Genomic DNA, 24,211 nt, shown 5'->3' on the forward strand with positions numbered 1-24,211 from the left:
GATGGCAGAATGACACTCCTTATCGAGACTGTACAAGAGGGCGTGGCGGTTCTCACGATGAACCGGCCCGAACAGCGCAATGCCTTCAGCGAAGAGATGGCAGAGGCACTGCTGAACTCGCTCGAACGGGTCGCACTTGATCCGCAGATCGGCTGCGTGATCCTGACGGGCGCCGGCGCGGCATTTTCGGCCGGCGGTGACGTGGTGGCGATGGCGGCAGCGGTGAAGCGCGCGCAGGACATCAGCATCGATCGCGCCTCGACCAGTCTGCGGCGGTTCATGGAATGCTCGCGCCTGCTTCATGACATGCCCAAGCCGACGATTGCGGCCCTGCCTGGTGCTGCCGCGGGTGCCGGGCTGTCAATGGCGCTCGCATGCGATCTTCGGATCGCCGCAGCCGGGGCCAAGATTGTCACCGCCTTTGCGCGTATCGGATTATCGGGGGATTTCGGCGGCACCTATTTCCTGTCGCGCCTTGTCGGCACCGCAAAAGCGCGCGAGCTCTATTATTTCAGCGAAACGTTGCTCGCCGAGGAAGCGATAAGTCTTGGCGTCGTCAACAAGGTCGTGCGCGGCGACGCATTGATGGACAGCGCCATGACCTGGGCGCGGCAGCTTGCGGATGGCCCCCGCGTGGCGCTCGCCGCAATGAAACGCAATTTCAATCTGGCCGAACAGGGCAGGCTCGACTTCGTCCTCGATCAGGAGGCGCTCCTTCATACCCAATGCGTGCGTACGGCCGACCACGCCGAAGCCGCGGCCGCCTTTGTCGAGAGCCGCGCGCCGCGCTTCGTCGGGGCGTGAGGGAGCTGGTCGTTTTTGGCGATGGATATGGGATGATCGAGTTCAGGATCGGATTGCTGGTTGGTTCGCAATCGGGCAACGCGCATCTCGTCGCCGAGGCTGTCATGGACAGAGCGCGCGAGTGGGGGATGGCCGCGCGCATCCTGAACGCTGCGGGCGATGCCGTGACGGACTATTCGAATATCGACGGCGTATTAATCTGTACCTCGTCGCACGGTAGCGGCGAGCTCCCCGACAACCTCACGGCAAGCTGGCAGTGGCTGTCGAGCAATCGACCCGATCTTTCGCATCTCGGCTATGCCGTGATCGCGCTCGGCGACACCACCTATTCGGCCACCTATTGCGCGGCGGGTGACACCATGGATCGTCTGTTCGAAGCGCTCGGCGCGCGCCGGGTGCAGGGCAGGTTGCGGATCGACGCCTCGATCCAGCCCTTTGCCGATGACGAGGCGATTGGATGGCTTGAACAATGGGTTCCCGGGGTTCGGCGTCAGCTTGAGGACATCAGGTGCAGCCGAAACTGACCGCGTGCGCCGCCGCCGGTGCGGCCGAAGCCTTTCGCTATGTCGTCGTGGGTGCCGGGCCATGCGGCGGGCGTGCCGCAGCCGGTCTGGCTGGGATCGCGGGGGCAGGCAGCGTCTGCCTGATCGGCGATGAAGCTGTTGGTCCTTATGAGCGTCCGCGCTTGTCGAAGCAGTGCCTTGTCTCGGCAAAGATGGAAGGTCCGGCCACGCTGGGCTGGGCGGATGACGGGCTGGTCACGCGCTATCTGGGGGACGCTGCGGTTGCGCTCGACACGGCCAGCCATGTAGTCGAAACCGCGTCGGGGCGACGGATCGTTTATGAGAAATTGTTGATTGCGACAGGTGCGCGCGCGCGGAAGCTTGCGCTGGACGGCGATGCTACCCCGGATGTCCGCTATTTGCGCAGCCACGGTGATGCACTAGCTTTGCGCACGCAACTCAAGCGATCGAGGCGCGTCCTGATTATCGGAGGCGGTTTCATTGGCCTTGAGGTTGCCGCGAGCGCGCGCACGCTCGGATGCGAAGTAACGCTTGTCGAAGCCTCCGACCAGTTGATGGCGCGCGCAGTTCCATCCGTGGTTGCGGACGCGGTGCGGCGAAAGTTCCTATCCGAAGGTGTCGCGATCCATCTTGCCGATCCGCCGACTTTGCTCCGCCGCCACGGAATAGAAATCACGGCCCATCTGCGCTCGGGTACGGTGATAGATTCCGATTTGGTCGTCACCGGGATCGGATCGGTCCCCAATGTCGAGTTGGCCGACGGCGCCGGGCTGGCCCTCGACAACGGCATATTGGTCGACGAGAAGGGCCGCACATCGGACCCCGATGTTTTCGCCGCTGGCGATGTGGCCAATCGCCTTGTCGCGCTGGACGGAGGGCGGCAGCGGCTCGAGGCGTGGGAGCCGGCGCTCGATCAGGCGGCAGCGATCGTCGCGGTGATGACGGGACGGCCAGAAACCAGCCCGCGCGCACCGTGGATATGGTCCGATCAGTTCGATTGGAATCTGCAGCTTCTCGGCCATGCGGACGCGCGAGACTCGGAAATCGTCCGCGGCGATCCGCGATCGGGCCGGTTTCTGGTCGTCTGGCTCACCGCAACGGGTGCCATATCGGGCGCGGTCGCGGTCAATGCCGGTAGCGATATGGCCATGTGCCGCCGTGCGATGGCTGGCGGGTTAATGGCGACCGCCGATGGGATCCGCGACGAGGCCGTGCCGCTGCGCAATGTCTTCCGGCGCATCTCCTGAGTCCCGATTGCCTCTATAAAATTCCTGCTTGTTCTGCGTGCCGTGTGGCGGCCGCAAGCAGGTCGGGTACGCGCGCCGCCACATCGGCCGCCCTTGAAGAGGCTGCATTGCCGACGCGGATTCGGCCCGCAATGCCTTGACAGATGCAGCTGCCGCGAAACAGATTATAGGCAAGATACCAGTCGAGATCGGGAAGCCCCGCTCGGCCTGTGAGCGCGCAGTAGTTTGCAGCCATCGCGGTGATGGTCGGGATTCCATCGATATTCTCCGAAACGCCGCCGGTCATCGTCTTTTCGTCGCGTGGGAGACTCCATTGAATGAGCAGCGAGGTGAAATCCGCCAGCGGATCGCCCAGCGTCGCCAGCTCCCAATCGAGCAATGCTACGGGCGTTAGCGCGTCGTCGAACAGCAGATTGTCGAGCTTATAGTCACCATGAATGAGAGCAATCCCGTTCTGCAACGGGGCCGTAGCAGCAAGTCTTTCCGAGAGCCGTTCCATTTCGGCCACGGGGGCGCTCGACGAAGCGCGAAACTGATCGCTCCATCGCCGGAGCTGGCGCGCCAGATAGCTATCGCCGCGTCCAAAATCATCGAGCCCGAGCGCCCGGACGTCAAGGCAGTGGAGCCGTGCAAGCGTCGCGACAAGGCCGTCATAGATCCGCGCGCGCTGTTCCACCCGAAGCGAGGGCAAGGCAGGGTCCTGGAACCCGCGCCCGCTTACGAACGACATGAGATAAAAGGCTCGCCCGGTGATCGTCTCGTCGTCGCAATAGGCGATCGGGTGTGGGACCGGGAAACCCGACGGAGCGAGCGCATCGAGCACGCGATATTCGCGATCGATTGCGTGTGCAGATCGCAGCAGCGCCCCCGGCGGCTTGCTGCGCAGCACGAACAGCTTGGCGCCGCTGGCGAGCAGATACGTCGGGTTGGATTGTCCTCCACGAAACCGCCTTATGTCGTCCAGCTTTGTGAATCCGTCTATCCGCTGGCGAAGCCAAGCCGCGAGACCCGGCGCCGCGCGCATCAATTGCGCGTCCGCACGATCCGTCTCTTTCAAGGACAATTGTTGTTCGCCCAGCACCGAATCTCCGTGGTTCGATTAATGCCCTAGGCATCCGCGGCATAAAATACAACTTTTTTGATCTGGTTGAAACAAATATTGTATTTCATTGGGCGCCATTCCAAAATGTTTGGTCCGGCCTGCTATGAGATGGTTTCAGCCCAAAGCGGGGCGGTCAATCCGATCGCTGCCAAGCCGCGGTTCGAAAACTCGACTGCGCTGTCGGCGGGCTATGGGAATCATGACCGCTTCGAAACCTCCGGCTTTGCCAATGTCGCGCTCGACGAAGACCTGGCCGCCCGGCTGGCCTTCACCTATCCGAAGGCCGACGGGACATTGAAAAACCGTGCTCCGGGCAAGGGCGATCTCGACGCGGTCGATGAATATGGCTTGCGGCTGTTGCTCCGGTACGCGCCGACGCCCGATGCCGAATTTCTGCTCCACATGTCGACCAGTCTGCAGCATCCGACCAATTACGGCGTGCTGGCGGAGCCCGGACCGCTCGGGATTGGCGGCGGTGTCTATGCCGCGCTCCACGATATCGATCCGGAGTTGAACCCCCTGACTGACGATTTCCGCGCGGGCCTTGGACGGCGCGAAGTGACAAGATTCCTAATCTGGGGGCCCTGGGTTCGAATCCCGCGGGTGCGCCATCATTTGAGCTCGAAGAGCGTCGGTTCGTCAGGCGACGGTGTTTCAATGACCAGCAGGCCAAGGTGCATAGCCTGGGTTATCAGATGCGCGCGGTTGCGCGCATTGAGTTTCAGCCGCACATTCTCGATGTGCCGTTCGACAGTTCGTGGAGCGATATTGATCTCGATCGCGATCTGCTTGGCCGAGCAGCCGACGGCGACCAGTTCCAGTATTTGATGTTCACGAAAGGTCAAATGCGGTTCGACGTTCAAAGCGTTTTGATGCACGGCGCAATCCCCTGACACCCAAGGCGTAGACACTGTGCGACCGACGAGCATCTTTTGCGCGGCAATTGCCGCAACCCACCTGCTCTGGCTTCGATGATATATGTTTGTGCGCTGTTTATCAATTAACCTAAGCTAATTAAGCATGTAGAGACACTGCACGTGTTAATACATCTATACTATTGAAATTCAGTCTTAATCTTTCCTGAAATGCTAAGGAAATTTACGTAAGTGATTTTCCTAGGCTGTTCATACACACGAATTCCTCAGTTTTTATGCGGATGGATTCAGCATCCGCAAAGGCAGATGAGACTCGCAAACGGGGTCGCCGCAAATACCAATTCCAGATTGGAGACGTGGCGTGCAAGGTCTGTCGGCAGAATTTCAACGCGGGTCCATTCCGCAGGACACCATCCTCAAATTCCGGAAAGGCGAGATTATTTTCTCGCAGGGCGATCCCGGCGATTGCTGGTTCGAAGTCATCTCGGGCACCGTCAGAACCTGTCACTTCCATGTCGACGGGCACCGCCAGCTAACGGGCTTTTTCTATCAGGGCGACGTGTTCGGCGTCGAATATGGCGCACGCGATGCGGCCGCCGAGGCGGTCACCAACACGATCCTGACCCGCCGCCCGGCGATGAGCGGCGATCCCGATTCGTTCGGGCAGAACCGGGCACTCGAACGGGCGCTCGACAGCGCAAACCAGTGCATATTCCTGCTTGGCCGCCGCAATGCCAACGAACGCGTCGCGGCGTTCCTGTTGATCGCGGCGAAGCGGCTGTCGGCGCTCGGCAGCGTTCCCTTGCCGATGACGCGCGGGGATATTGCCGATCATCTGGGCCTGACGATCCATACGGTCAGCCGGACGATTTCGGGCTTTGTCCGCCAGGGCCTGATCGAGTTGGAGGGGCCGCAATTGTGCCGGCTGGTCGACCTCGACGGGCTACGCGCCATTGCCGGCGAAGAAATGGGCGTCGCGATCGACAATATGCGTGCGATGCAGCCGCAGCGATCGTTCACCGGGCAGGGGGCGGGCGCATGAGCAATCTGTCGGCTCCGCCCGTGCTGCGCCATATGGGTGTGGCCGCCGTTGGCCTGTCCGCGGTTTTTACGCCCTCATATGCCAAGGCGCATGAAACTCCCGCGCTCGAATGCCTGTGCGAAGCGCTTCCCTTTCTCGATACCGCACCGACATGGAATGCGGCGGCTGCAGGTTCGGGGGGCGTCGCCGAAAGCGTGCCAGCCGCGAGCGTCGAGAGCGAGATCGATGCGCAGCGTCGAATCATCGCCGAGCAGCGCGCGCTGATCGACCAGCAAAATGCGATGCTGGCCGAGCAGCGGCAGCAGATCGTCAAGATGCAGGGACAGCTTATTACGCAGCAGGCGCAGATCGACCGGCTCTCGTCCTTTGCGCTCGCCGAAGCGCCGCTCGACATGTTCCGTGGGACCGGCATGGGGGGGGGGCAAGGCGTTGCCGGTCCCGCGCTTCCCGGCCCTGGCAGCGCCGCGGTCGCGCTGCCCGATGCGCCGGTCGGGGAGGCACCGCCTCCGAGCGAGTCGACCACGGAACGTGTCGCCGCGGTCCCCGAAGGACAGGGCGTGCTGACGCGCGCCGGCAATCTCATTTTCGAACCCTCGTTCGAATATACACGCTCGTCGACCAATCGCCTCGTCTTTCGTGGGATCGAGCTGATCCCGGGGATTCAGATCGGTTTGATCGAGGCGACCGACGCCGACCGCGACACGCTCGTCGGCACCGCTTCGCTGCGCTATGGAATCAGCGACCGGCTCGAGGCCGAAGTGCGCATCCCCTATCTCTATCGCAACGACCGGATAGAGGTCGTCCAGCAGCGCGACGAAGGCATCGTCCGGTCGATCGCGCTGCGCGAGGACGGGGTCGGCGACGCCGAATTCTCGCTGCGCTATCAATTCAATCGCCCGGTCGGGCAGAAACCGATCTTCGTCGGGACACTGCGCGTGAAATCGGACACAGGCAAGGGGCCGTTCGAGGTCGGCTATGACGAATTCGGCGTCGCAACGGGGCTGGCCACCGGCTCGGGTTTCTGGGCGGTTCAGCCGGGGCTCAATTTCCTGATGCCGTCGGATCCCGCGGTGATCTATGGCGGGATGGCCTATCTTTATCATATCCCCCGCGATGTGAACGAATTGGTCGGCGACGTGCTGATCGGGCGCGTCGATCCGGGCGATGCAGTTTCGGCCAATATCGGTTTCGGTTTCGCGCTGAACCCGCGCTTCTCTTTCTCGCTCGGCTACCGGCACAATTATATCTTCCCGACCAAAACCGAGATTGGCGATACGCGTCAGAAGTCCAACTATATCCACGTCGGCTCGCTCAATTTCGGCATGTCCTATCGCCTGACGGAGCGCGACGTTCTGAACATCGGCTTCGAAATCGGCGTGACCGAGGATGCACCCGACGTGTCGATCACGCTGCGCATGCCGTTCGGCGGGAAGATATAATCCCGACGACCTGACCCAAGCCTATAAAGAAAGCCCCGCCAAAAGAGGCGGGGCCAGGTGAACCGTCCCTGTCGAAGCAGGGGCGGGGGGTCGTTCAGTTGCCGAGCGCGCCGACCGTCTGCGCACCCATCACAGCGCCGATCGCGTCGCCCATCCGCGTGGAAGCCAGCGCATCGCGGAACCCGTCATAGCCGCTGATGTCGAGCACGGCGTCGACCTGCTGGTTCAGCGAGACGTTGCTGGCGGTGTTGATCAATACATTCTGGATCGCGTCGGTGCTCTGGATCAGCGCGGTCTGGCCGTTGTTCGCAAGGAAGACTGGCTGGTCGCCCACACGCATCGTGATGCCGCCGCTGGTCAAAATGCCGCCCTGGATCTGCGCCGCATCGACGGCGGTCAGCGCCGGCGACACAAAGCGCTCGATCGAGGATCCCTGGGGGGTCCAGCTGACGATCGTGCGCAGCGCGAGTTCGTCGTTCACGAAGCTGCGAATATCGGCGCCGAAGGCGATCACCATGCCTTGAAAGGCAAAGCCGCCGCGCTGCGTCGCAAGTATCTCGTCCGATACCGTCTCGGCGCCGACAAGCGGATCGTCGGCCGGCGCCTCACCCGCGGCGAGGAGCATGGGCGCAAAGGCGAGCAGGAGGATGCGTGGGGACATGTTCAATCTCATTTCACGGTTCCGACGCGCACATCGAGCAGGATCTGCGGCGTCAGCTGATATTGCGGGGGAAGGTTGGTCGTCAGATCGCCGACCGAGACGTGAAGCGACCCGTCCTCTTCGAGCGGTGCCTGCGACCAGGGGCCCCAGTCGCCGGCAAGATTGAACGATGGACGCTGTTTTCCACCCTCGACGATCGCCAGTGCGATGCCGTTCCAATGCTTCTCGAAATCGCCGAGCGAATATTCGTTGAGGCCGAGAACCGAATCGCCGGTGAGCACGCGGTCGCCGCGGACGCCTTTGACGACCACGAAATGCTTGAAGCCCTTGAGGTCCATCAGCACGATCGTCGGGCGTTTTACCTGCTTCAATTGCTCGGCGGTGATCCGGAAACCTTCTGCGCGATAGCCGCGCGAGGCGAGATAGTTTTTCATGTCGAGCATCGAGAAGCCGACCTTGCGGATCGCCTCGCGGTCGCCCTTTTCCCACATGGCGCGAAAGGGCATCGTCTCCGATGTCGGCGCGCCATAATGATAGGTGAGCAAGGTCGCGACGGCGGCGGAACCGCAGCTGAAATCATAACGCTGGCGAACGACGGTGCGAAAAGGAATATCCCACCAGGTCATCACCTGAAGCTGATAATTGCCGCCCGTTTCGGGTCCGGTCAGCCGGACCTCGGCGGCGGCTGGGGCGGCCGCAAGGGCGCACAGCAGGCCCGCGATCAAGGTCTGCAGGGGCCGCACGGCGCGCTCAGTCGCCGAGGTTGATGGTCAGGTTCATGCCGCTCTGGGCACTGACCTGCGCACCGGTGTTGATCAGCAGGTTGCCGACACCGTTGAAATTGGACAGGGCGAAATCGCTCAGCGTGACTGAACCCGCGGTATAGTCACCGTTGAGGACGTTGCCGCTGACAAGCGAATCCAGCGTCTGATTGGTGATGACGATCGACTGGCCGCCGCGCAGCGTATCGAGCTCGTTATCGTTCAGCATCGGCGATTTGCGTTCGGGCCGCACCGCGATTGCGGGCGCCTCGAATGTTTCAATCTGAACCGCCGTGGCTGCCGGGGGAACCGCCGCCTCCGGTGGAGACATTTGCGCCGATACAGGCACGGATAGGCCGGCCATGACGAGCATAACCTGGACGATCGGGGGTTTCATGACGCGGGCGCTCCTTGAAAGCGAAACGGGAAGAAATGGCCGACCCGCCAGTGGTGCCGGGCCGGCCATCCGGGGGACTATTAGTCGCCGCCGCCGTCGCCGCCACCGGCTGCCGGGGCGCTGTCGCCGAAGCTGACAGTGCCTTGTGCAGCGATGTTGGTCGCAGCTTGGGCGTTCGAGTTGATGCCCGTGTTCCAGGCGGCGTTCAGGATCCCGGCATAGGCCGCAAAGGCACTGCCGCTCACGGTGTTGTTGCCGCTGTTGTAGCCGACAGCCGTTTCGGTGTCGTCTTCACCGTCCATATCGACGAGTTCGTCCATATTCTGGTTGGTGTTGGTAGCGGTCAGAGCCTGGATCGCGACGACAGCATTGTTGCCGTTGCCCGAGCCATTGCCGTCATTGTCCTGATCGTCGTCCGAGAAGGTGTCGGCCGCATTGTCCTGGACAAACAGGTCGATCAGGTCGTTCACAACGACGGTGTCATTGTCGCTGTTGTTGCCCGACGCACCGGTGGTGGTGTTGTCGTTGTCCTGGTCTTGGCTCCCCTGCGCGAAGGCAGGTGCGGCCGAGACGGCAAGCGCCAGCGTCGACACCGCCAGCATGACTTTCTTGATCATGACTACTCTCCTTACAAAAAGGGGATGGCGCGCGATGCCGAACGGCATGGCTTGATGCGGATCCTCCCCGACTCCGTCCGCATCGGTGCGAACAAGGCGATCATGATCCGCCGCGGCATGACCCGCTTTGCGAATTGGCAATGTCGGGGGTGGAGAAATACCCAGATGATCTCTGTGGGGGGATTTGCGCGCTCTCAGACCGCCACGTCGGCGCGCATCGTCGTGCGGCCCGCCGCATCGCGCGCCCACAGCCGCGCCCCCGCGCCATCGTGCGCGAGGCAGAGATCGAAGGGCGGGCCGTCGGTTAGCGGAGCTTCGGCGCGGAAGCTGAAACGGCGCGGAATGATACCCTGCGCGGCGCGCAGGAAATGATCCATCAAAAGCGTCGCAATCAGCGGTCCGTGGACGACGAGCCCGGCATAGCCCTCGACATCGCGGGCATAGTCGCGGTCGTAATGGATACGGTGGGCGTTGAAGGTGAGCGCCGAATAGCGGAACAGCAGCACCGGATCGGGCGATATGCTGCGCACCGCGTCGGCGGGCTCGGGCTCCTGCGGCACAACCGGATCGGTGGCGGTCGCGGGTGCCGCCGGCGCGGGTTCGCGAAAGACGATGTCCTGTTCCTCGCGGATCGCGGCGACGCCGCCCGCCGCGATGTCGTGGCGCAGCGTCACGAAGAGCAGGTTGCCGCTTGCGCCGCGCTTGGGCTTGATCGCCTCGATCGTGGTGACGCGGGTCAGCGCGGCACCGACCGCGATTGGTGCGAGGAACTCGATGCGGCTGCCCGCCCACATGCGGCGCGGCAGCGGAACGGGCGGGAGCAGACCCGCGCCGTCGCGGCGCGGGTGGCCGTCCTCGCCAATCACCGACTGGCGCGCGGTGGGCAGGAAATAGAGCCAGTGGGCCAGCGGCGGCACGGTGCCGGGCGGTCCGATCGAGGGGTCATGGTCGAGCAATGCGGCAAGGCCGGCGAGCGGTGCCGCGGTCGCGACATCCTCGCGCGTTTCGCTGCGGCCGACCCAAGCGGAATAATCGTCCATCGGCTCAGAAGCTCTTGGGCAGGCCGAGCGCGTGGGTCGCGACATGGCTCAGGATCAAATTCGTGCTGATCGGCGCGACCTGATAGAGCCGCGTCTCGCGGAACTTGCGCTCGATGTCATATTCCTCGGCAAAGCCGAAGCCGCCGTGCGTCTGCACGCACATGTCGGCGGCGTACCAGCTCGCCTCGGACGCGAGCATCTTTGCCATATTCGCCTCGGTCCCGCCATCCTGCCCCGCGTCGAACAGCCGCGCCGCCTTGTCGACCATCTCGGCGGCGGCGGCGATCTGCACATAAGCACGCGCGATCGGGAACTGGACGCCCTGGTTCTCGCCGATCGCGCGGCCGAACACCTCGCGCTCCTTGGCATAGGTGGTCGCGCGGTCGATGAAAAAGCGGCCGTCGCCGATACATTCGGAGGCGATCAGGATGCGCTCGGCGTTCATGCCCGACAGGATGTAACGGAAGCCCTTGCCCTCCTCGCCGATCAAATTGGCGGCGGGGACTTCGAGATCGTCGAAGAACAGCTCGGTGGTCGCATGGTTGAGCATCGTGCGAACCGGACGGATGGTGAGGCCGTTACCCTGCGCCTCGCGCATGTCGACGAGCAGCACACTCATCCCGTCGGAGGGTTTGGCGCATTCCTCGCGCGGGGTGGTGCGGCAGAGCAGGACCATCAGGTCCGAATGCTCGGCGCGGCTGATCCAGATTTTTTGGCCGTTGACGACATATTTGTCGCCGACCTTTTTGGCGAAGGTGCGGATGCGCGTGGTGTCGGTGCCCGCGGTCGGTTCGGTGACGCCGAACGCCTGCAGGCGCAGGTCGCCGCTGGCGATGGCGGGCAGATAGGCTTGCTTCTGCGCCTCCGACCCATGTTTGAGCAATGTGCCCATCGTGTACATCTGCGCGTGGCAGGCGCCGCCGTTGCAGCCCGAGCGATGGATTTCCTCGAGCACCGCGGTCGCGGCGCCAAGGCCGAGCCCCGACCCGCCATATTGTTCAGGGATCAGGACCGAGAGGAAACCCGCTTCGGTCAGCGTGCGGACGAACTCGGTCGGATAGATGCGGTCGCGGTCGAGCCGCTGCCAATATTCGCCAGGAAAATCGGCGCAGAGGCGGCGCACCGCGTCGCGGATTTCGGGATAGCTTGGCGGCTGGGCTTCGGACATCGGCGTCTGGCTCTCCCCTGTTCGTGGGGAGAGCCTTAGGATGCGAAGCATCGGGCGCCAAGTCCAATCCGCGATCAGATCGAGGGAAGGTCGAGACTCTTTTCGCGCGCGCAGTCGATCGCGATGTCATAACCCGCGTCGGCGTGGCGCATCACGCCGGTGCCGGGGTCGTTCCATAGCACGCGTTCGAGGCGCTTCGCCGCTTCGGGGGTGCCGTCGGCGACGATCACCATGCCGGCGTGCTGCGAATAGCCCATGCCGACGCCGCCGCCGTGGTGGAGCGACACCCACGTCGCGCCGCTCGCGGTGTTGAGCAAGGCGTTGAGCAGCGGCCAGTCGGACACGGCATCGCTGCCGTCGCGCATGGCTTCGGTTTCGCGGTTCGGCGAGGCGACCGAACCCGAGTCCAGATGATCGCGGCCGATGACGATGGGAGCTTTGAGTTCACCCGATGCGACCATCTCGTTGAACGCGAGCCCGAGCCGGTGGCGATCGCCGAGCCCGACCCAGCAGATGCGCGCGGGCAGGCCCTGAAACTGAATCTTCTCACGCGCCATATCGAGCCAGTTGTGGAGGTGCGTGTTATCGGGGAGCAGTTCCTTCACCTTGGCGTCGGTCTTGTAGATGTCCTCGGGATCGCCCGACAGCGCCACCCAGCGGAATGGGCCGATGCCGCGGCAGAAGAGCGGACGGACATAGGCGGGGACGAAGCCCGGGAAGTCGAAGGCATTTTCGACGCCCTCGTCCTTCGCCACCTGGCGGATGTTATTGCCATAGTCGGTCGTCGGCACGCCCGCGGCCTGCAGGTCGAGCATCGCCTGCACATGCACCGCCATCGACGCCTTGGCGGCTTTCGCGACCGCCGCGGGATCGCTCTCGCGCTTCGAAAACCATTGATCGAGGGTCCAGCCCGCGGGGAGATAGCCGTTGACCGGATCGTGCGCCGAGGTCTGGTCGGTGAGCAGGTCGGGGCGGATGCCGCGGCGGACCATTTCGGGCAGGATTTCGGCGGCGTTGCCGAGCAGGCCGACGGAGACGGGTTTGCCCTCGGCATGGCTCGCCTCGATCATTGCGATCGCTTCGTCGATGCTCGATGCCTGCTTGTCGAGATAGCCGGTGCGCAGGCGCATCTCGATGCGGCTCGGCTGGCATTCGATCGCGAGGCAGCTGGCGCCCGCCATCACCGCGGCGAGCGGCTGCGCCCCGCCCATGCCGCCAAGCCCGGCCGTCAGCAGCCAGCGGCCCGACAGGTCGCCGCCATAATGCTGGCGGCCCATCTCGACGAAGGTTTCGTAAGTGCCCTGAACGATGCCCTGGCTGCCGATATAGATCCAGCTGCCGGCGGTCATCTGGCCGTACATCATCAGGCCCTTTTTATCGAGCTCGTGGAAATGATCCCAGTTCGCCCATTCGGGGACGAGGTTCGAATTGGCGAGCAGCACGCGCGGCGCGTCGGCGTGGGTGCGAAAGACACCGACGGGCTTGCCCGACTGGATCAGCAGCGTCTCGTCGTCATTGAGGCGCTTCAGCGTCTCGACGATCCTGTCATAGCTTTCCCAGTCGCGTGCGGCGCGGCCGATGCCGCCATAGACGACCAATTCGTGCGGCGCCTCGGCGACATCGGGGTGGAGATTGTTCATCAGCATCCGCATCGGTGCTTCGGTGAGCCAGCTTTTCGCGCTGATCTCGGGGCCGGTCGCCGGGCGGATCACGCGGCTGTTGTCGAGCCTCTGATTGAGGGGGCGGGTCATTTCTGTCCTTTCGCAAAATCGAGAGTGGCGGCGATCAGCTGTTCGAGAACGGGCCGGATCGCAGGGTTCGGTTCGATGGGGGAGGGCCAATTGGCGTGGGTGATTTCGGTGGGCTCGGCCATATAGCCGCGCTGTGCCAGCTCCATCTGGATGGCATGGATGCCGTCGTCGGGGCGGCCATAGTGGCGCGTCGTCCAGCCGCCTTTGAAGCGGCCGTTGACGACATGGCTCTTGCCGCTCGCGGCGCAGATGTTCGCGACGATGGTTTCGAGTTCGGGGGCCGAGGTCGCGCCGCCGTTGGTGCCGATGTTGAACTGCGGTAGCTCGCCGTCGAACAGGCGCGGGACATGGCTGCGGATCGAATGGGCGTCGTAGAGGACGACGCGGCCGTGCGCCGATTTCAGGCGGTCGAGTTCGGTAGCCAGCGTGTCGTGATAGGGCCGGTGATAGGAGTGCAGCCGCTGCATGATCTCGGCCTCGTCGGGTGCATCGAAGCGATAGAGCGGTTCGCCGTCGAAGGTCGTCGTCGGACATAGCTCGGTCGTCGTCTGTCCCGGATAGAGCGACGCGCCCGACGGATCGCGGTTCATATCGATGACGCTGCGCGAAATGTCGGTCGCGACCAGCGTCGCGCCCCGATCTGCGGCGAAGGCGTAAAGTTCGGCGATCCACCAGTCGGTGTCGATCTGCGCGTGCCATGGCGAAACATACTGCTCGTCGAGACCCGCCAAATCTGTCCCGCCGTGCGGGAAGGCGATGACGAGCGGCGCGTCGCCGCGATGGACGCGCAGCCAGTCCATCAAGCGATGCCCGGCAGCGTGGCGGGCACCGCGGCGGCGAGGCTGCCCGACCGGACCAGCGCGGTCGCGGCCTCCATATCGGGATGGAAATGCCGGTCGTCTTCGAGCGTCGGCACTTCGGCACGCAGATGTTTGTGCGCGGCTTCGAGCGCGTCGCTTGATTTCAGCGGCGCGTGGAAGTCGATGCCCTGACACGCGGCGAGCAGTTCGATGCCGATCACCGCGCTGACATTGTCGGCCATTTCGAGCAGACGGCGTGCGCCGTGCGCGGCCATCGAGACATGATCTTCCTGATTGGCCGAGGTCGGGATCGAATCGACGCTGGCGGGATAGGCGCGCTGCTTATTCTCGCTGACGAGCGCGGCGGCGGTGACCTGCGGGATCATGAACCCCGAGTTGAGCCCGGGGCGCGGGGTCAGGAAGGCGGGCAGGCCCGACAATGCGGGATCGACGAGCATCGCGATGCGGCGCTCCGAAATCGAACCGATCTCGCAGAGCGCCATTGCGATCATGTCGGCGGCGAAGGCGACGGGCTCGGCGTGGAAGTTGCCCCCCGACAGCGCTTCGTCCCCAAACGGGCCAGCGTCGGCGAAGATCAGCGGATTGTCCGAGACGCCATTTGCCTCGATGCCGAGCGTCGTCGCGGCCTGACGCAGCAGGTCGAGCACGGCGCCCATCACCTGCGGCTGACAGCGGAGGCAATAAGGGTCCTGCACACGTGGATCGTCGATGGCGTGCGATGCGCGGATCGCCGATCCCGCCATCAGACTGCGCAGCGTATCGCCGACCTCGCGCTGTCCGGCATGCCCGCGCAATGCGTGGATGCGCGAATCGAAGGGCGCGTCGGAGCCCTTGGCGGCCTCGGTCGAGAGCGCGCCGGTAATCAGCGCCGACCGGAACACGGTCTCGGCGCGGAACAGGCCGGCGAGCGCGTTGGCGGTCGAAAATTGCGTGCCGTTGAGCAGCGCGAGACCTTCCTTGGGGCCGAGATCGACCGGGGCGAGACCGGCCTGTGCGAGTGCATCGGCAGCGGGCAAGGTTTTGCCGCCGACGTCGATTGCGCCGACGCCGATCATCGCGGCCGCCATGTGCGACAACGGCGCCAGATCGCCGCTTGCGCCGACCGAACCTTGCGACGGGACGACGGGGGTCAGATCTTTCGCCAGCATCGCCTCGATCATCGCGACCGTCTCGCGCTTCACGCCCGAGGCGCCCATGCCGAAGCTGGCGAGCTTCAGCGCCATCATGAGGCGCACGATGGGGACGGGCGACGGCGCGCCGGTGCCCGCGGCGTGGCTGAGCACGATATTGCGCTGGAGGGTCGCCAGATCGTTTTCGGCGATGCGCACGCTCGCGAGCTTTCCGAAGCCGGTGTTGATGCCGTAGACGGGAGCGCCCTTCGCCACGATCCGCGCGACCGCGGCGGCGCTCGCGTCGATCGCGGCCCATGCATCGGCGCTCAGTTCGGCGCCCGCGCCCTCATGGATTTCGCGCCAGTCGGCGAGTGTCATGGCGCCGGGAGTGATGATCATTGTCCGTCCTTGATGCGTTGGTGAAGCGGGTTGAAGCCGATGCGGTAAACCAGCTCGGCGGGGTCGGTGACGTTCCAGATCGCGAGGTCGCACGCCTTGCCGGCTTCGAGTGTGCCGATTTCGGCGCCAAGACCCAGCGCGGCGGCGGCGTTCACCGTCGCGCCGCGCAGCGCCTCGACCACCGTCAGCCCGAACAAGGTCGCGCCCATGTTGAGCATCAGCAGCAGCGAGGTCGTCGGCGAGGTGCCGGGGTTGTTGTCGGTCGCGAGCGCGATCCGCGTGCCGTGGCGGCGCATCGCATCGATCGGCGGCAATTTGGTCTCGCGCATGAAGTAATAGGCGCCGGGCAGCAGCACCGCGACGGTGCCTGCGGCGGCCATCGCGCGGACATCGTCGTCGGTCGCATGTTCGAGATGATCGGCCGACAGCGCGCCGTGCAGCGCCGCAAGCGCGCTGCCATGGAGCGCCGACAATTGCTCGGCGTGAAGCTTCACCGCAAGGCCGTGCGCCTTCGCCGTTTCGATCACGCGTTCGCATTGTGCGGGCGAGAAGCCGATGCCTTCGCAAAAGGCGTCGACCGCGGTTGAGAACGGCGCGGCGGCGGGGATCATCTCGCCCACGACGAGGTCGATATAGGCGTCGCTGTCGCCCTTATATTCGGGGGGCAGCGCGTGGGCGCCGAGGAAGGTTGGTTCGACGCGAACCCGGCGGTGGTCGGCGAGCGCGCGCGCGGCGCGCAGCATCTTGAGCTCGTCGTCGGTCGACAGGCCGTAGCCCGATTTGATTTCGATCGTCGTGACGCCCTCGGCGATGAGGGCGTCGAGACGGGGGAGCGCGCTTGCGACCAGATCGGTTTCGCTCGCTTCGCGGGTGGCGCGCATCGTCGAGACGATGCCGCCGCCCGCGCGGGCGATCTCTTCATAGCTAGCGCCCGCGAGCCGCATCGCCCATTCGTTGGCACGGTTTCCGCCATGGACAAGGTGCGTGTGGCAATCGATGAGGCCGGGGGTGATCAGCCGACCCTCGCAATCATGGATTATTTGCGCCGCCGTCGGCGCGCCGACGGCGGGGCCGGCGTAGGCGATGCGTCCATCCTTCGCGGCCACGACACCATTGTCGATCAGGCCGAGGGCGTCATCGGCCATCGTTGCGATTCGGGCGTTCGTCCAGAGCTGCTCCATCTGGACTATGTCGTCCGAATGCGCCATTATGTCTAGACATAATATGAGGACGAACGATGATGGCTCTCTGGTTCGAACGTGCGTGGATCGAAAATGGCTGGGCAAGGGATGCGCGGCTGCGCATCGCCGACGGCCGGATCGCTTCGATCGAAACCGGCGTTGCGCCGGAGCGAGAGGACGAGCGCCATCGAGTCGCGCTGCCGGGGCTGTGCAATGTTCACAGCCATGGCTTCCAGCGCGGCATGGCCGGGCTTTCGGAGCGCCGCAGCCGGCCCGACGATAATTTCTGGAGCTGGCGCGAGATCATGTACCGCTTCCTCGATCGGCTGACGCCCGACGATGTCGCGGCGATCACCGCGCAGGCTTATGCGGAGATGCTGGAAACGGGGTTCACGCGCGTTGGCGAGTTTCATTATTTGCACCACGACCCCGCGGGCGCGACCTATGCCGACCCGGCCGAGATGGCGGGTGCGATCGTGCGGGCGAGTGGCGAAACGGGCATCGGCCTGACGTTGCTCCCTGTCTTCTACGCGCACGGCAATTTCAATGCGGCACCGCCAAGCCCCGGCCAGCGGCGCTTCCTCAATAACATCGACGACTTTGCCACGCTGCTCGACGCATCGCGGCCCAAGCTTTCGGGCGACGCCAATATCGGCGTCGCGCCGCACTCGCTTCGCGCCGTGACGCCCGACGAGCTCGTGGCGCTGCTCGCGATGTCGCCGACCGGGCCGGTGCATATCCACGCCGCCGAACAGGTGAAAGAGGTCGCCGATTGCGTCGCGTGGAGCGGCGCGCGGCCGGTCGAATGGCTGCTCGATCACGCCGGGGTCGACGAACGCTGGTGCCTGATCCATTCGACCCATCTCGATGCGGACGAAGTCGCGCGGCTCGCCGCGAGCGGCGCGGTCGCTGGACTGTGCCCGATCACCGAGGGCAATCTGGGCGACGGCATTTTCCCCGCGGTCGATTATCTCGGCGCGGGCGGCCGTTTCGGGATCGGCACCGACAGCAATATCCTGGTCGATGCGGCGCAGGAATTGCGCGCGCTCGAATATTCGCAGCGGCTCGCGCAGCGCGCGCGGGCGTTGCTGGCGAGTGAGGCGGCGCCGTTCGTCGGCGCGAACCTGTTTGCGCGCGCGGTGCAGGGCGGGGCGCAGGCGCTGGGCGTACCCGCGGGGTTGGCGGTGGGCCACGCGGCCGACATCGTCTCGCTGGACCTTGATCATCCCGTTTTTGCCGGAACCGACGACGCGACGCTGCTCGACCGCTGGATATTTGCGGCCCGCGCTGGCGCGATCGACAATGTGTGGCGAGCGGGCATCAAGCGCGTCGAAAAGGGCCGCCATGTCGATGCGGACGCGATCGCCGCCGCCTATCGCGCCTGTATCGCGCGGCTGCTCGCGTGAACCCCGCCCGGCGCATCCGCGACGAGATTGCGGCCGCGATCCAGTCGGGTGAATGGCGCCCCGGCGACCGCGTCCCGACCGAACAGGAACTCGCCGTGCGCTACGGCTGTGCACGCGCGACGGTGAGCAAGGCGCTGAGTGAACTCGCGGCGTCGGGGCTGGTCGAACGCCGCCGCAAGGCGGGGACATTCGTTGCGCATCCGCCGGTCCATTCGGCGGTGATGACCGTGCCCGATCTGGCCGAACTCATTGCCGCGCGCGGCGAGACCTATCGCTGGGAACTGGCGTCGCTCGAAACCGCGGAGGCGGGCGACGATCTGTTTGCGGGACCGATGCTGCGCATCGAGGGTGTGCATATGGCGGCGGGCGAGGCTTTCGCGCTTGAGCGCCGCTTCATCGCGCTTGCCGAAGTTCCTGCGGCGGCGGACGCGGACTTTGGCAAGGAAGCGCCGGGAACGTGGCTGCTCGGCCATATCCCCTGGACGCAGGCGCGGCATGTCATCCGCGCGGTGACGCCGACGCGCAAGGAAGCGGCGTTATTGACGATCGGAACGGGTGCGGCGTGCCTCGAACTCGACCGCACGACGTGGCGCGCGGGGCGCGTCGTGACCCATGTCCGGCAGCTGTTTCGCGGCGATCGCTTCGACCTCGTGGCCGAATTTAACGCCGGCCCGTGAATTAGGACCAATCGACATTCAGGTCAGGGTGAGTCGAAAATGGTGGTTTTCCGTGACCCGGAGCGCAGCGTACATCTGGTACGTGAGCACCGGAAGCACGGGAAATCGCCATTTGCAGGCCGCCATGGGCTGAATGTCGATTGGTCCTAGCTGTCGGCCCAGCGGCGCAGAAGATTGTGATAGACCCCGGTCAGGCGGACGACCGTCGCATCGCCCTGGCCCAGCGTCGCCGCGGCACCCTGCACCCCCATATCGAGATCGAACAACAGGTTGCGCTGTCCCTGATCGCGAATCATCGACTGGATCCACATGAAGCTCGCGACGCGCGCGCCTGAGGTCACCGGCTCGACGCGGTGGACGGTGGTGGAGGGATAGAGGACCAGATGCCCGGCGGGCAATTTGATCCCAGGGGCGTCCGCAAAGCCTTCGACGACGAGTCCGCCGCCTTCATAGCTGTCGGGATCGGCAAGAAAGAGCGTTGCCGACAGGTCGCTGCGCATCCGGAAATCGCTGCCGCGGCGGATGCGGATCGCGTTATCGATGTGGTCGCCGAAATTCTCGCCGCCGGCATAAAGGTTGAAATAGGGCGGGTAGATTTTGAGCGGCAGCGCCGCGGCGATGAACAGCGGGCTGCGGCCGAGCGCATCGAGAACGAAACGGCCCGCCTCGGCTGCTGCCTCGCCGAACTCGGGAAGCTGCTGGTTACGCTTTGCGAGCGCGGCTTGCGGACCCGACGTCTCGTTGCCGTCGATCCAGTCGGCGGCGTCGAGAAGCGAACGGAGCTTGGCGACACCGTCGGCGTCGAGCACGTCGGGAACGATACGGATCATGCGCCGCTTCTAGGCTGAAAAGGGCGGGAACGGCAATCGCGTACCCGCCCGTCCGATCAGAAGTTGTAGAAGAGACTGAACACTGCCGAGCGTGCGTCGCCGGGGGTCGCCCAGCCGCCGCTGACGGCGCCGCCGCCGACCACGCCGGTGTTGGAGATCGTTGCGGCGCCGACATTGTTGCGAACGCCGGTGTAATAATCTTCGTTCGTCAGATTGCTGACGTTGACCTGCGCAACCAGACCATTTTTGAAGTCATACGACACGAAGGCGCGGTGGATCAGATAGTCATCGACCATGAATTGCGTGCGCTGTGCCAGATTGCGCTGGTTGGTGGCGAACTTGCCCTGATAGGTCAGGCCGTAACCGACCTGCAGCCCGAACGGGAAGACATAGGTGGTGAACAGGCTGCCCGAGTGCTTCGGCGTCTGGATGAGACGGTCGCCGCGCTGCGGGTCGGGGGTGGCCGAATTGTTGAGGCAGCCCGCCGCACCCGGCGTTGCCAAGCAGAAGTCGGAGACGCTCTGCTTCACCGTGCTGTCGAGATAGGTGTAGTTGGCGAAGATCGCCCATTCGGGGGTGACATTGCCGGTCACGCCCAGCGCAACGCCGTCGACGCGCGATTCTCCGTCGAGGACCTGAAGCGAGTTGGGCAGCGAGGGGTCGTTCGAAGGGGTGCGGAAATTGCTGCGCTCGTTGCGGAACAGCGCTGCAGTAAGCAGCAGCTTTTTGTCGGCGAGTTCGGCCTTGGCGCCGATCTCGTAAGAGCGGGCCTTTTCCGGTGCAACCGCACAAGGGTCGGCAGCGCCGGTCGCCGGGACCGTGCCGCAACCAAGGCGTACCGTGGCCGACGACGGAGTCTTCGCATTGCCATAGGCCGCATAGAGGCTGACATTCTGGATCGGATGGAAAACCGCGCCGACGCGATAAGAGAAAAGATCTTCGTTGCTGACCTGCGTGGGCAGCTGAAGCGGGGTCAGCGGCGTCGTACCCGGCGGATAGGTAGCAAGCGGAATGTTACGGAATTCTGCGCGATTCTTTTCGTAACGCACGCCCGCATTCAGTTCGAACATCGTTCCAAGTTCGAGCGTGTCGAACGCATAGATGGCGAGGTTGCGGCTCTTGCCCTTCGACCGCGCGGTGACGGTGAAGTTGACCGGGCCGGTATAGACCGTGTCGGGATTGGACAGGTCGATCTGCGGCAACACGACGGCTTGGCCCAGCGCATTGCGCGCGAGGCTCGCGGTCGTGATGCTGTAATCTTCAAAAGCAATCGCGCCGCCGACGACGAGCGTATTATGGACTCCGCCTTTGCTGCCGCTGATCAAAGTCAGGTCGGTCTGGTTATGGATCAGGTTGTTGACCTGATCGCGAACCAGTCCGCGCGGGCCGTTGGGCTGGAAAAATCCCGGCGCGACCGTGACGGATAGCGGATTGGCGCTGGTCCGGAACACGCCGTTGGAATCGACCACATTGGTCAGCGAAACTGTGCAGGCATTGCCGGTGGTTGCGGTGGCGCTGGAACCGACCGGCTGCCGGTTGTTGGCGAGGCAGAAAGTACCCTGCGGCGCGCTGGTCTGGCTATACTGACCGACCCGCTGCCAGCGGGTCAGGTTGCGGATCGACACATTGTCGTTGAACGCGTGGCGGAAGGTCGCGGTCAGGCGGTCGACCTTCGTTTTCTGCTTGTCGAGGTTCCTGATGCCGAAATAGTCGCTGTCGTCGACGCCCGGCAGCGGGCCATCGATGACGGTGCCCAGGAAATAGGGGACGCCATAGATCGGCGTATTGTCGTCGTCCTGGTGAATATAGGCCAGCGTCAGGCTGGTGTCGCTGTCGACGCCGATCGTGATCGACGGGGCGACGCCCCAGCGCTTGAAGTTTTCGACGTCGCGGCCGGGCACATCATTCTCGTGATACATCGCGTTGATGCGCACCGCGATCAGGTCGTTGACGCGCCAGTTGCTGTCGACCGCAGCGCGATAATAATTGTCGGTGCCGACCGCGGCCTGCACCGTCGTCGCGTTACGCGCGAAGGGGATCTTGCTGACGAGGTTGATCGTGCCGCCGACGCTGCCCGACCCGTTGAAGACCGAGTTGGCGCCGTTGTAGACTTCGATCTGCTGCAGGTTGAACGGGTCGGTGCGGCTGTATTGCGCGCTGTCGCGAACGCCGTCCACGGTCAGGTCGTTGTTCGCCGAATAGCCGCGCAGGTTGATCGAGTCGCCATAACCGCCGCCGCCCTCGCCCGCGCCGAAGGTGATGCCGGGGATGGTCGTGAGCGCATCGCGCAGCGTCAGCAGGTTCTGCTGGCGGATCTGTTCCTGCGAGACGACCGTGACCGTCTGTGGCGTGTCGACGAGAGGGGCGGTCGATTTGGGTGACTCCACCTCGCTCGCGAGCGTTCCGCTTACGACGATGTCGCTGCGGCTGCCCGGCGCGTCCTGCGCTTCGCTCGCGTCGGCGGCGAATGCCGGTGCGCTGATCAGACTGCCGACGCAGGAGAGCGCGAGGAACGAGGCAGATGTCGATGGCTTCACGGTAAACCCCCTGTTTTATGATTGGTCGAGGGCGCCGCTATTGAGAGTCGGTTGCAAAGTCAACTCTAATGCGAATCATTCGCGATATTGTCGCAATTGATACCAATTGAGAAAAACGCTTAGTGTCGGCGTTCGAGCCACCAGCTCTGCCGCCAGCCATATTGGCTTGCCACCGGTTCACCGGCAGCGTTGGTCGCGGGTTTGAAGCGGAAACGCTCTTCGATCAGCTCGCACGTCGTCCCGTCGAGCGAGGCGTCGCCGCTCGACCGGGTCACGCGGCATCCGCTGACGCGGCCGCTGGCTTCGATGGTGAAGCGCACTTCGACCGCGCCGCCCGTCTTCGCGCGGCTTGCCTCGCGCGGATAGTCGCGGTCGCGGATCGAGCCGCTGCGCCAGACGGCCTTGGTTCCGCCACCGGTTCCGCTGCCTACGCCGCCGGCGCCCGTCCCGTCGCCGCGCCCGCCTGCGCCTGATCCGGGGCCTGGATTGGGTGTCGCGCCGGCCGATGCGTCGTTTCCGGCGCCTGGGCGCGGCGCGGCCGTGATGGGCGGCGCGATGGGGGGCAGCTTGGGCGGTGGCGCGGCGATTGTCGCCGCCTTGGCATGCTTGTTCGCAGCCGATGCCTTGCCGCTGGCCTTTTCGGCGGGCGCCTTCGCTGGCACGACCTCCTCGCGCGGTGGCGGCGGGGCGGGGAGGGCGATCGCCGCGATCGCGTCGCTGGCCTTGCGGACGACATTAAGATCGAGGCCGCTCGCGAGGCCAAGCCCCACCGCGCCGACGGCAAGCAGGGCGCCGCCGCCTGACACGAGCTTCTGTCGTCTCGAAACCTGCCCCGTATAGGCCATCGCGCCGCCTCTCATCGCGCGCCGCCGCGCACAACCGGCGACCCGTTTAGAGGAATTCGTCTAGCGTGGACATGAACCGGTCGAACTGGTCGTGATGCAGCCAGTGACCCGCATTCTCGAATTCGATCACCTTCGCGATGTTGAAATGCCGGAGGCGGCCATCCTTTTCGGGGTTCGAGGCCCAGCTGTTCGCGCCATACAGCAAAAGGGTGGGGCAGGTGATGGCGCCCCATAATGCAGCGATGTCATCCTGCGGCATGTCGAAGGCGGGCCAGACGTTGAGGTAATTGTCGAACTTCCAGCTCCATGTGCCATCCTCGTTGCGGCTGATGCCGTGGATGGTCAGGTGGCGCGCCTGCGCCTCGGTCAGATAGCTGTTCTCGCCCATCATACGCGCGAGCGCGTCCTCAAGGGTGGCGTAGCGGCGCGGGGTGCGCCCGGCCGCCTGGCGCTTGTCGTCGATCCATTTACGAAAACGTTCGGCATAGCCCGTCGTCGCGCGTTCGGCGATCACCTTGGGCGAAGGGCCGAGCCCCTCGATCGCGACGAGCTTGCTCACATTCTCCGGATAGAGGCCGGTATAGCGCAGCGCGATATTGCCTCCCATCGAATGCGCGACGATCGAGAGCGGGCCGAGGTCGAGCTGGTGGATCAGCTGCGCGAGGTCATAGACAAAAGTGTCCATGGCGTAGTTGCCGTCGGGCGACCATGCGCTGTCGCCATGGCCACGCAGATCGGGCGCGATGATATGATAGCGGTCACGCAGCTTTTCGGCGACCCAGTCCCAGTTGCGGCAGTGGTCGCGGCCGCCATGGACAAGCAGCAGCGGCGGGGCGCCGCGATTGCCCCAGTCGACATAATGCAGTTTCAGCCGCTGCGAGATGAAGCTGTTCGAGGTGGGGCCGGCACTTGCCATCGGATCATCCTTGCTGTCTGTTCCAGTTTCAAAAGGCGACTGGTTTCGATCCGTCAACC

At 64.4% G+C, this 24,211-nt stretch carries 24 protein-coding genes; 7 read left to right on the forward strand and 17 right to left on the reverse strand.

The window, feature by feature from the left end; genetic code table 11:
• Positions 1-9 precede the first annotated feature (9 nt).
• From ACREBX_RS17015 to ACREBX_RS17025, 3 genes are read left to right on the forward strand one after another with little or no spacing between them, the layout of a single operon-like run.
• Entirely contained in the window at positions 10-804 is a 795-nt protein-coding gene (locus ACREBX_RS17015) for an enoyl-CoA hydratase-related protein (RefSeq protein ID WP_431562925.1), read from the forward strand.
• Positions 805-836: 32 nt separating this feature from the next.
• Positions 837-1,328, forward strand: coding sequence for a flavodoxin domain-containing protein (locus ACREBX_RS17020; protein ID WP_431562926.1), 492 nt, complete (start codon positions 837-839; stop codon positions 1,326-1,328).
• Entirely contained in the window at positions 1,313-2,575 is a 1,263-nt protein-coding gene (locus ACREBX_RS17025) for an NAD(P)/FAD-dependent oxidoreductase (protein WP_431562927.1), read from the forward strand. The genes ACREBX_RS17020 and ACREBX_RS17025 overlap by 16 nt, the downstream gene beginning before the upstream one ends.
• A 13-nt stretch (positions 2,576-2,588) precedes the next feature.
• Here ACREBX_RS17025 and ACREBX_RS17030 read toward each other — a convergent pair whose 3' ends face one another.
• The 3 genes from ACREBX_RS17030 to ACREBX_RS17040 form a co-directional block, all read right to left on the reverse strand.
• Positions 2,589-3,656 carry a phosphotransferase family protein gene (locus ACREBX_RS17030; RefSeq protein ID WP_431562928.1) on the reverse strand — a complete coding sequence of 356 codons (1,068 nt, stop codon included), beginning with the start codon at positions 3,654-3,656 and terminating at the stop codon, positions 2,589-2,591.
• A gap of 135 nt (positions 3,657-3,791) precedes the next feature.
• Positions 3,792-4,172, reverse strand: coding sequence for a hypothetical protein (locus tag ACREBX_RS17035; protein ID WP_431562929.1), 381 nt, complete (start codon positions 4,170-4,172; stop codon positions 3,792-3,794).
• A 116-nt stretch (positions 4,173-4,288) separates the two neighbouring features.
• Positions 4,289-4,606: a helix-turn-helix domain-containing protein gene (locus tag ACREBX_RS17040; RefSeq protein ID WP_081940626.1), complete on the reverse strand. Its 318-nt coding sequence runs from the start codon at positions 4,604-4,606 to the stop codon at positions 4,289-4,291.
• Between the two features lie 307 nt (positions 4,607-4,913).
• Between ACREBX_RS17040 and ACREBX_RS17045 the strand changes: the two genes are divergently transcribed.
• Positions 4,914-5,594, forward strand: a complete 681-nt coding sequence (locus tag ACREBX_RS17045) for a helix-turn-helix domain-containing protein (protein ID WP_431562930.1) — start codon at positions 4,914-4,916, stop codon at positions 5,592-5,594.
• Positions 5,591-7,033 carry a hypothetical protein gene (locus tag ACREBX_RS17050; RefSeq protein ID WP_431562931.1) on the forward strand — a complete coding sequence of 481 codons (1,443 nt, stop codon included), beginning with the start codon at positions 5,591-5,593 and terminating at the stop codon, positions 7,031-7,033. Before ACREBX_RS17045 ends, ACREBX_RS17050 begins: the two co-directional genes overlap by 4 nt.
• Positions 7,034-7,127: 94 nt before the next feature.
• On the opposite strand, the gene ACREBX_RS17055 is transcribed toward ACREBX_RS17050, so the two are convergent.
• From ACREBX_RS17055 to hutI, 10 genes are all read right to left on the reverse strand, one after another.
• Entirely contained in the window at positions 7,128-7,694 is a 567-nt protein-coding gene (locus ACREBX_RS17055; protein ID WP_431562932.1) for a hypothetical protein, read from the reverse strand.
• 8 nt (positions 7,695-7,702) lie between these two features.
• Positions 7,703-8,437, reverse strand: coding sequence for a C39 family peptidase (locus tag ACREBX_RS17060; RefSeq protein WP_431562933.1), 735 nt, complete (start codon positions 8,435-8,437; stop codon positions 7,703-7,705).
• A 7-nt stretch (positions 8,438-8,444) separates the two neighbouring features.
• Positions 8,445-8,852 carry a hypothetical protein gene (locus tag ACREBX_RS17065; RefSeq protein ID WP_431562934.1) on the reverse strand — a complete coding sequence of 136 codons (408 nt, stop codon included), beginning with the start codon at positions 8,850-8,852 and terminating at the stop codon, positions 8,445-8,447.
• Positions 8,853-8,932: 80 nt separating this feature from the next.
• Positions 8,933-9,469, reverse strand: coding sequence for a hypothetical protein (locus ACREBX_RS17070; protein WP_431562935.1), 537 nt, complete (start codon positions 9,467-9,469; stop codon positions 8,933-8,935).
• 194 nt (positions 9,470-9,663) lie between these two features.
• A complete protein-coding gene (locus tag ACREBX_RS17075) occupies positions 9,664-10,509 on the reverse strand; it encodes an FAS1-like dehydratase domain-containing protein (protein WP_431562936.1) in 846 nt (281 codons plus the stop codon).
• Positions 10,510-10,513: 4 nt separating this feature from the next.
• Positions 10,514-11,677, reverse strand: a complete 1,164-nt coding sequence (locus ACREBX_RS17080) for an acyl-CoA dehydrogenase family protein (protein ID WP_431562937.1) — start codon at positions 11,675-11,677, stop codon at positions 10,514-10,516.
• Between the two features lie 74 nt (positions 11,678-11,751).
• Entirely contained in the window at positions 11,752-13,428 is a 1,677-nt protein-coding gene (gene hutU, locus ACREBX_RS17085) for a urocanate hydratase (protein ID WP_431562938.1), read from the reverse strand.
• Positions 13,425-14,228 (reverse strand): N-formylglutamate deformylase, encoded by an 804-nt coding sequence (gene hutG, locus ACREBX_RS17090; protein ID WP_431562939.1) that lies wholly within the window; start codon positions 14,226-14,228, stop codon positions 13,425-13,427. Before hutG ends, hutU begins: the two co-directional genes overlap by 4 nt.
• A complete protein-coding gene (gene hutH, locus ACREBX_RS17095) occupies positions 14,228-15,760 on the reverse strand; it encodes a histidine ammonia-lyase (RefSeq protein WP_431562940.1) in 1,533 nt (510 codons plus the stop codon). The genes hutG and hutH overlap by 1 nt, the downstream gene beginning before the upstream one ends.
• Entirely contained in the window at positions 15,757-16,968 is a 1,212-nt protein-coding gene (hutI, locus tag ACREBX_RS17100; RefSeq protein WP_431562941.1) for an imidazolonepropionase, read from the reverse strand. Before hutI ends, hutH begins: the two co-directional genes overlap by 4 nt.
• A gap of 29 nt (positions 16,969-16,997) precedes the next feature.
• Between hutI and ACREBX_RS17105 the strand changes: the two genes are divergently transcribed.
• Positions 16,998-18,347 carry a formimidoylglutamate deiminase gene (locus tag ACREBX_RS17105; RefSeq protein WP_431562942.1) on the forward strand — a complete coding sequence of 450 codons (1,350 nt, stop codon included), beginning with the start codon at positions 16,998-17,000 and terminating at the stop codon, positions 18,345-18,347.
• Positions 18,344-19,024 (forward strand): UTRA domain-containing protein, encoded by a 681-nt coding sequence (locus tag ACREBX_RS17110; RefSeq protein WP_431562943.1) that lies wholly within the window; start codon positions 18,344-18,346, stop codon positions 19,022-19,024. The genes ACREBX_RS17105 and ACREBX_RS17110 overlap by 4 nt, the downstream gene beginning before the upstream one ends.
• A 146-nt stretch (positions 19,025-19,170) precedes the next feature.
• Here the strand turns inward: ACREBX_RS17110 and ACREBX_RS17115 are convergent, their stop codons facing one another.
• From ACREBX_RS17115 to ACREBX_RS17130, 4 genes are all read right to left on the reverse strand, one after another.
• Complete coding sequence (locus tag ACREBX_RS17115) at positions 19,171-19,854, reverse strand: Fe2+-dependent dioxygenase (protein ID WP_431562944.1); 684 nt, start codon at positions 19,852-19,854, stop codon at positions 19,171-19,173.
• A gap of 56 nt (positions 19,855-19,910) precedes the next feature.
• Complete coding sequence (locus ACREBX_RS17120) at positions 19,911-22,391, reverse strand: TonB-dependent receptor (RefSeq protein WP_431562945.1); 2,481 nt, start codon at positions 22,389-22,391, stop codon at positions 19,911-19,913.
• Positions 22,392-22,510: 119 nt separating this feature from the next.
• Entirely contained in the window at positions 22,511-23,236 is a 726-nt protein-coding gene (locus tag ACREBX_RS17125) for an energy transducer TonB (RefSeq protein WP_431562946.1), read from the reverse strand.
• 46 nt (positions 23,237-23,282) lie between these two features.
• Positions 23,283-24,152, reverse strand: a complete 870-nt coding sequence (locus ACREBX_RS17130; protein ID WP_431562947.1) for an alpha/beta fold hydrolase — start codon at positions 24,150-24,152, stop codon at positions 23,283-23,285.
• Positions 24,153-24,211: the final 59 nt, after the last annotated feature.

The sequence above is a fragment of the Sphingopyxis sp. genome, assembly GCF_050725655.1.
Taxonomy (GTDB): domain Bacteria; phylum Pseudomonadota; class Alphaproteobacteria; order Sphingomonadales; family Sphingomonadaceae; genus Sphingopyxis.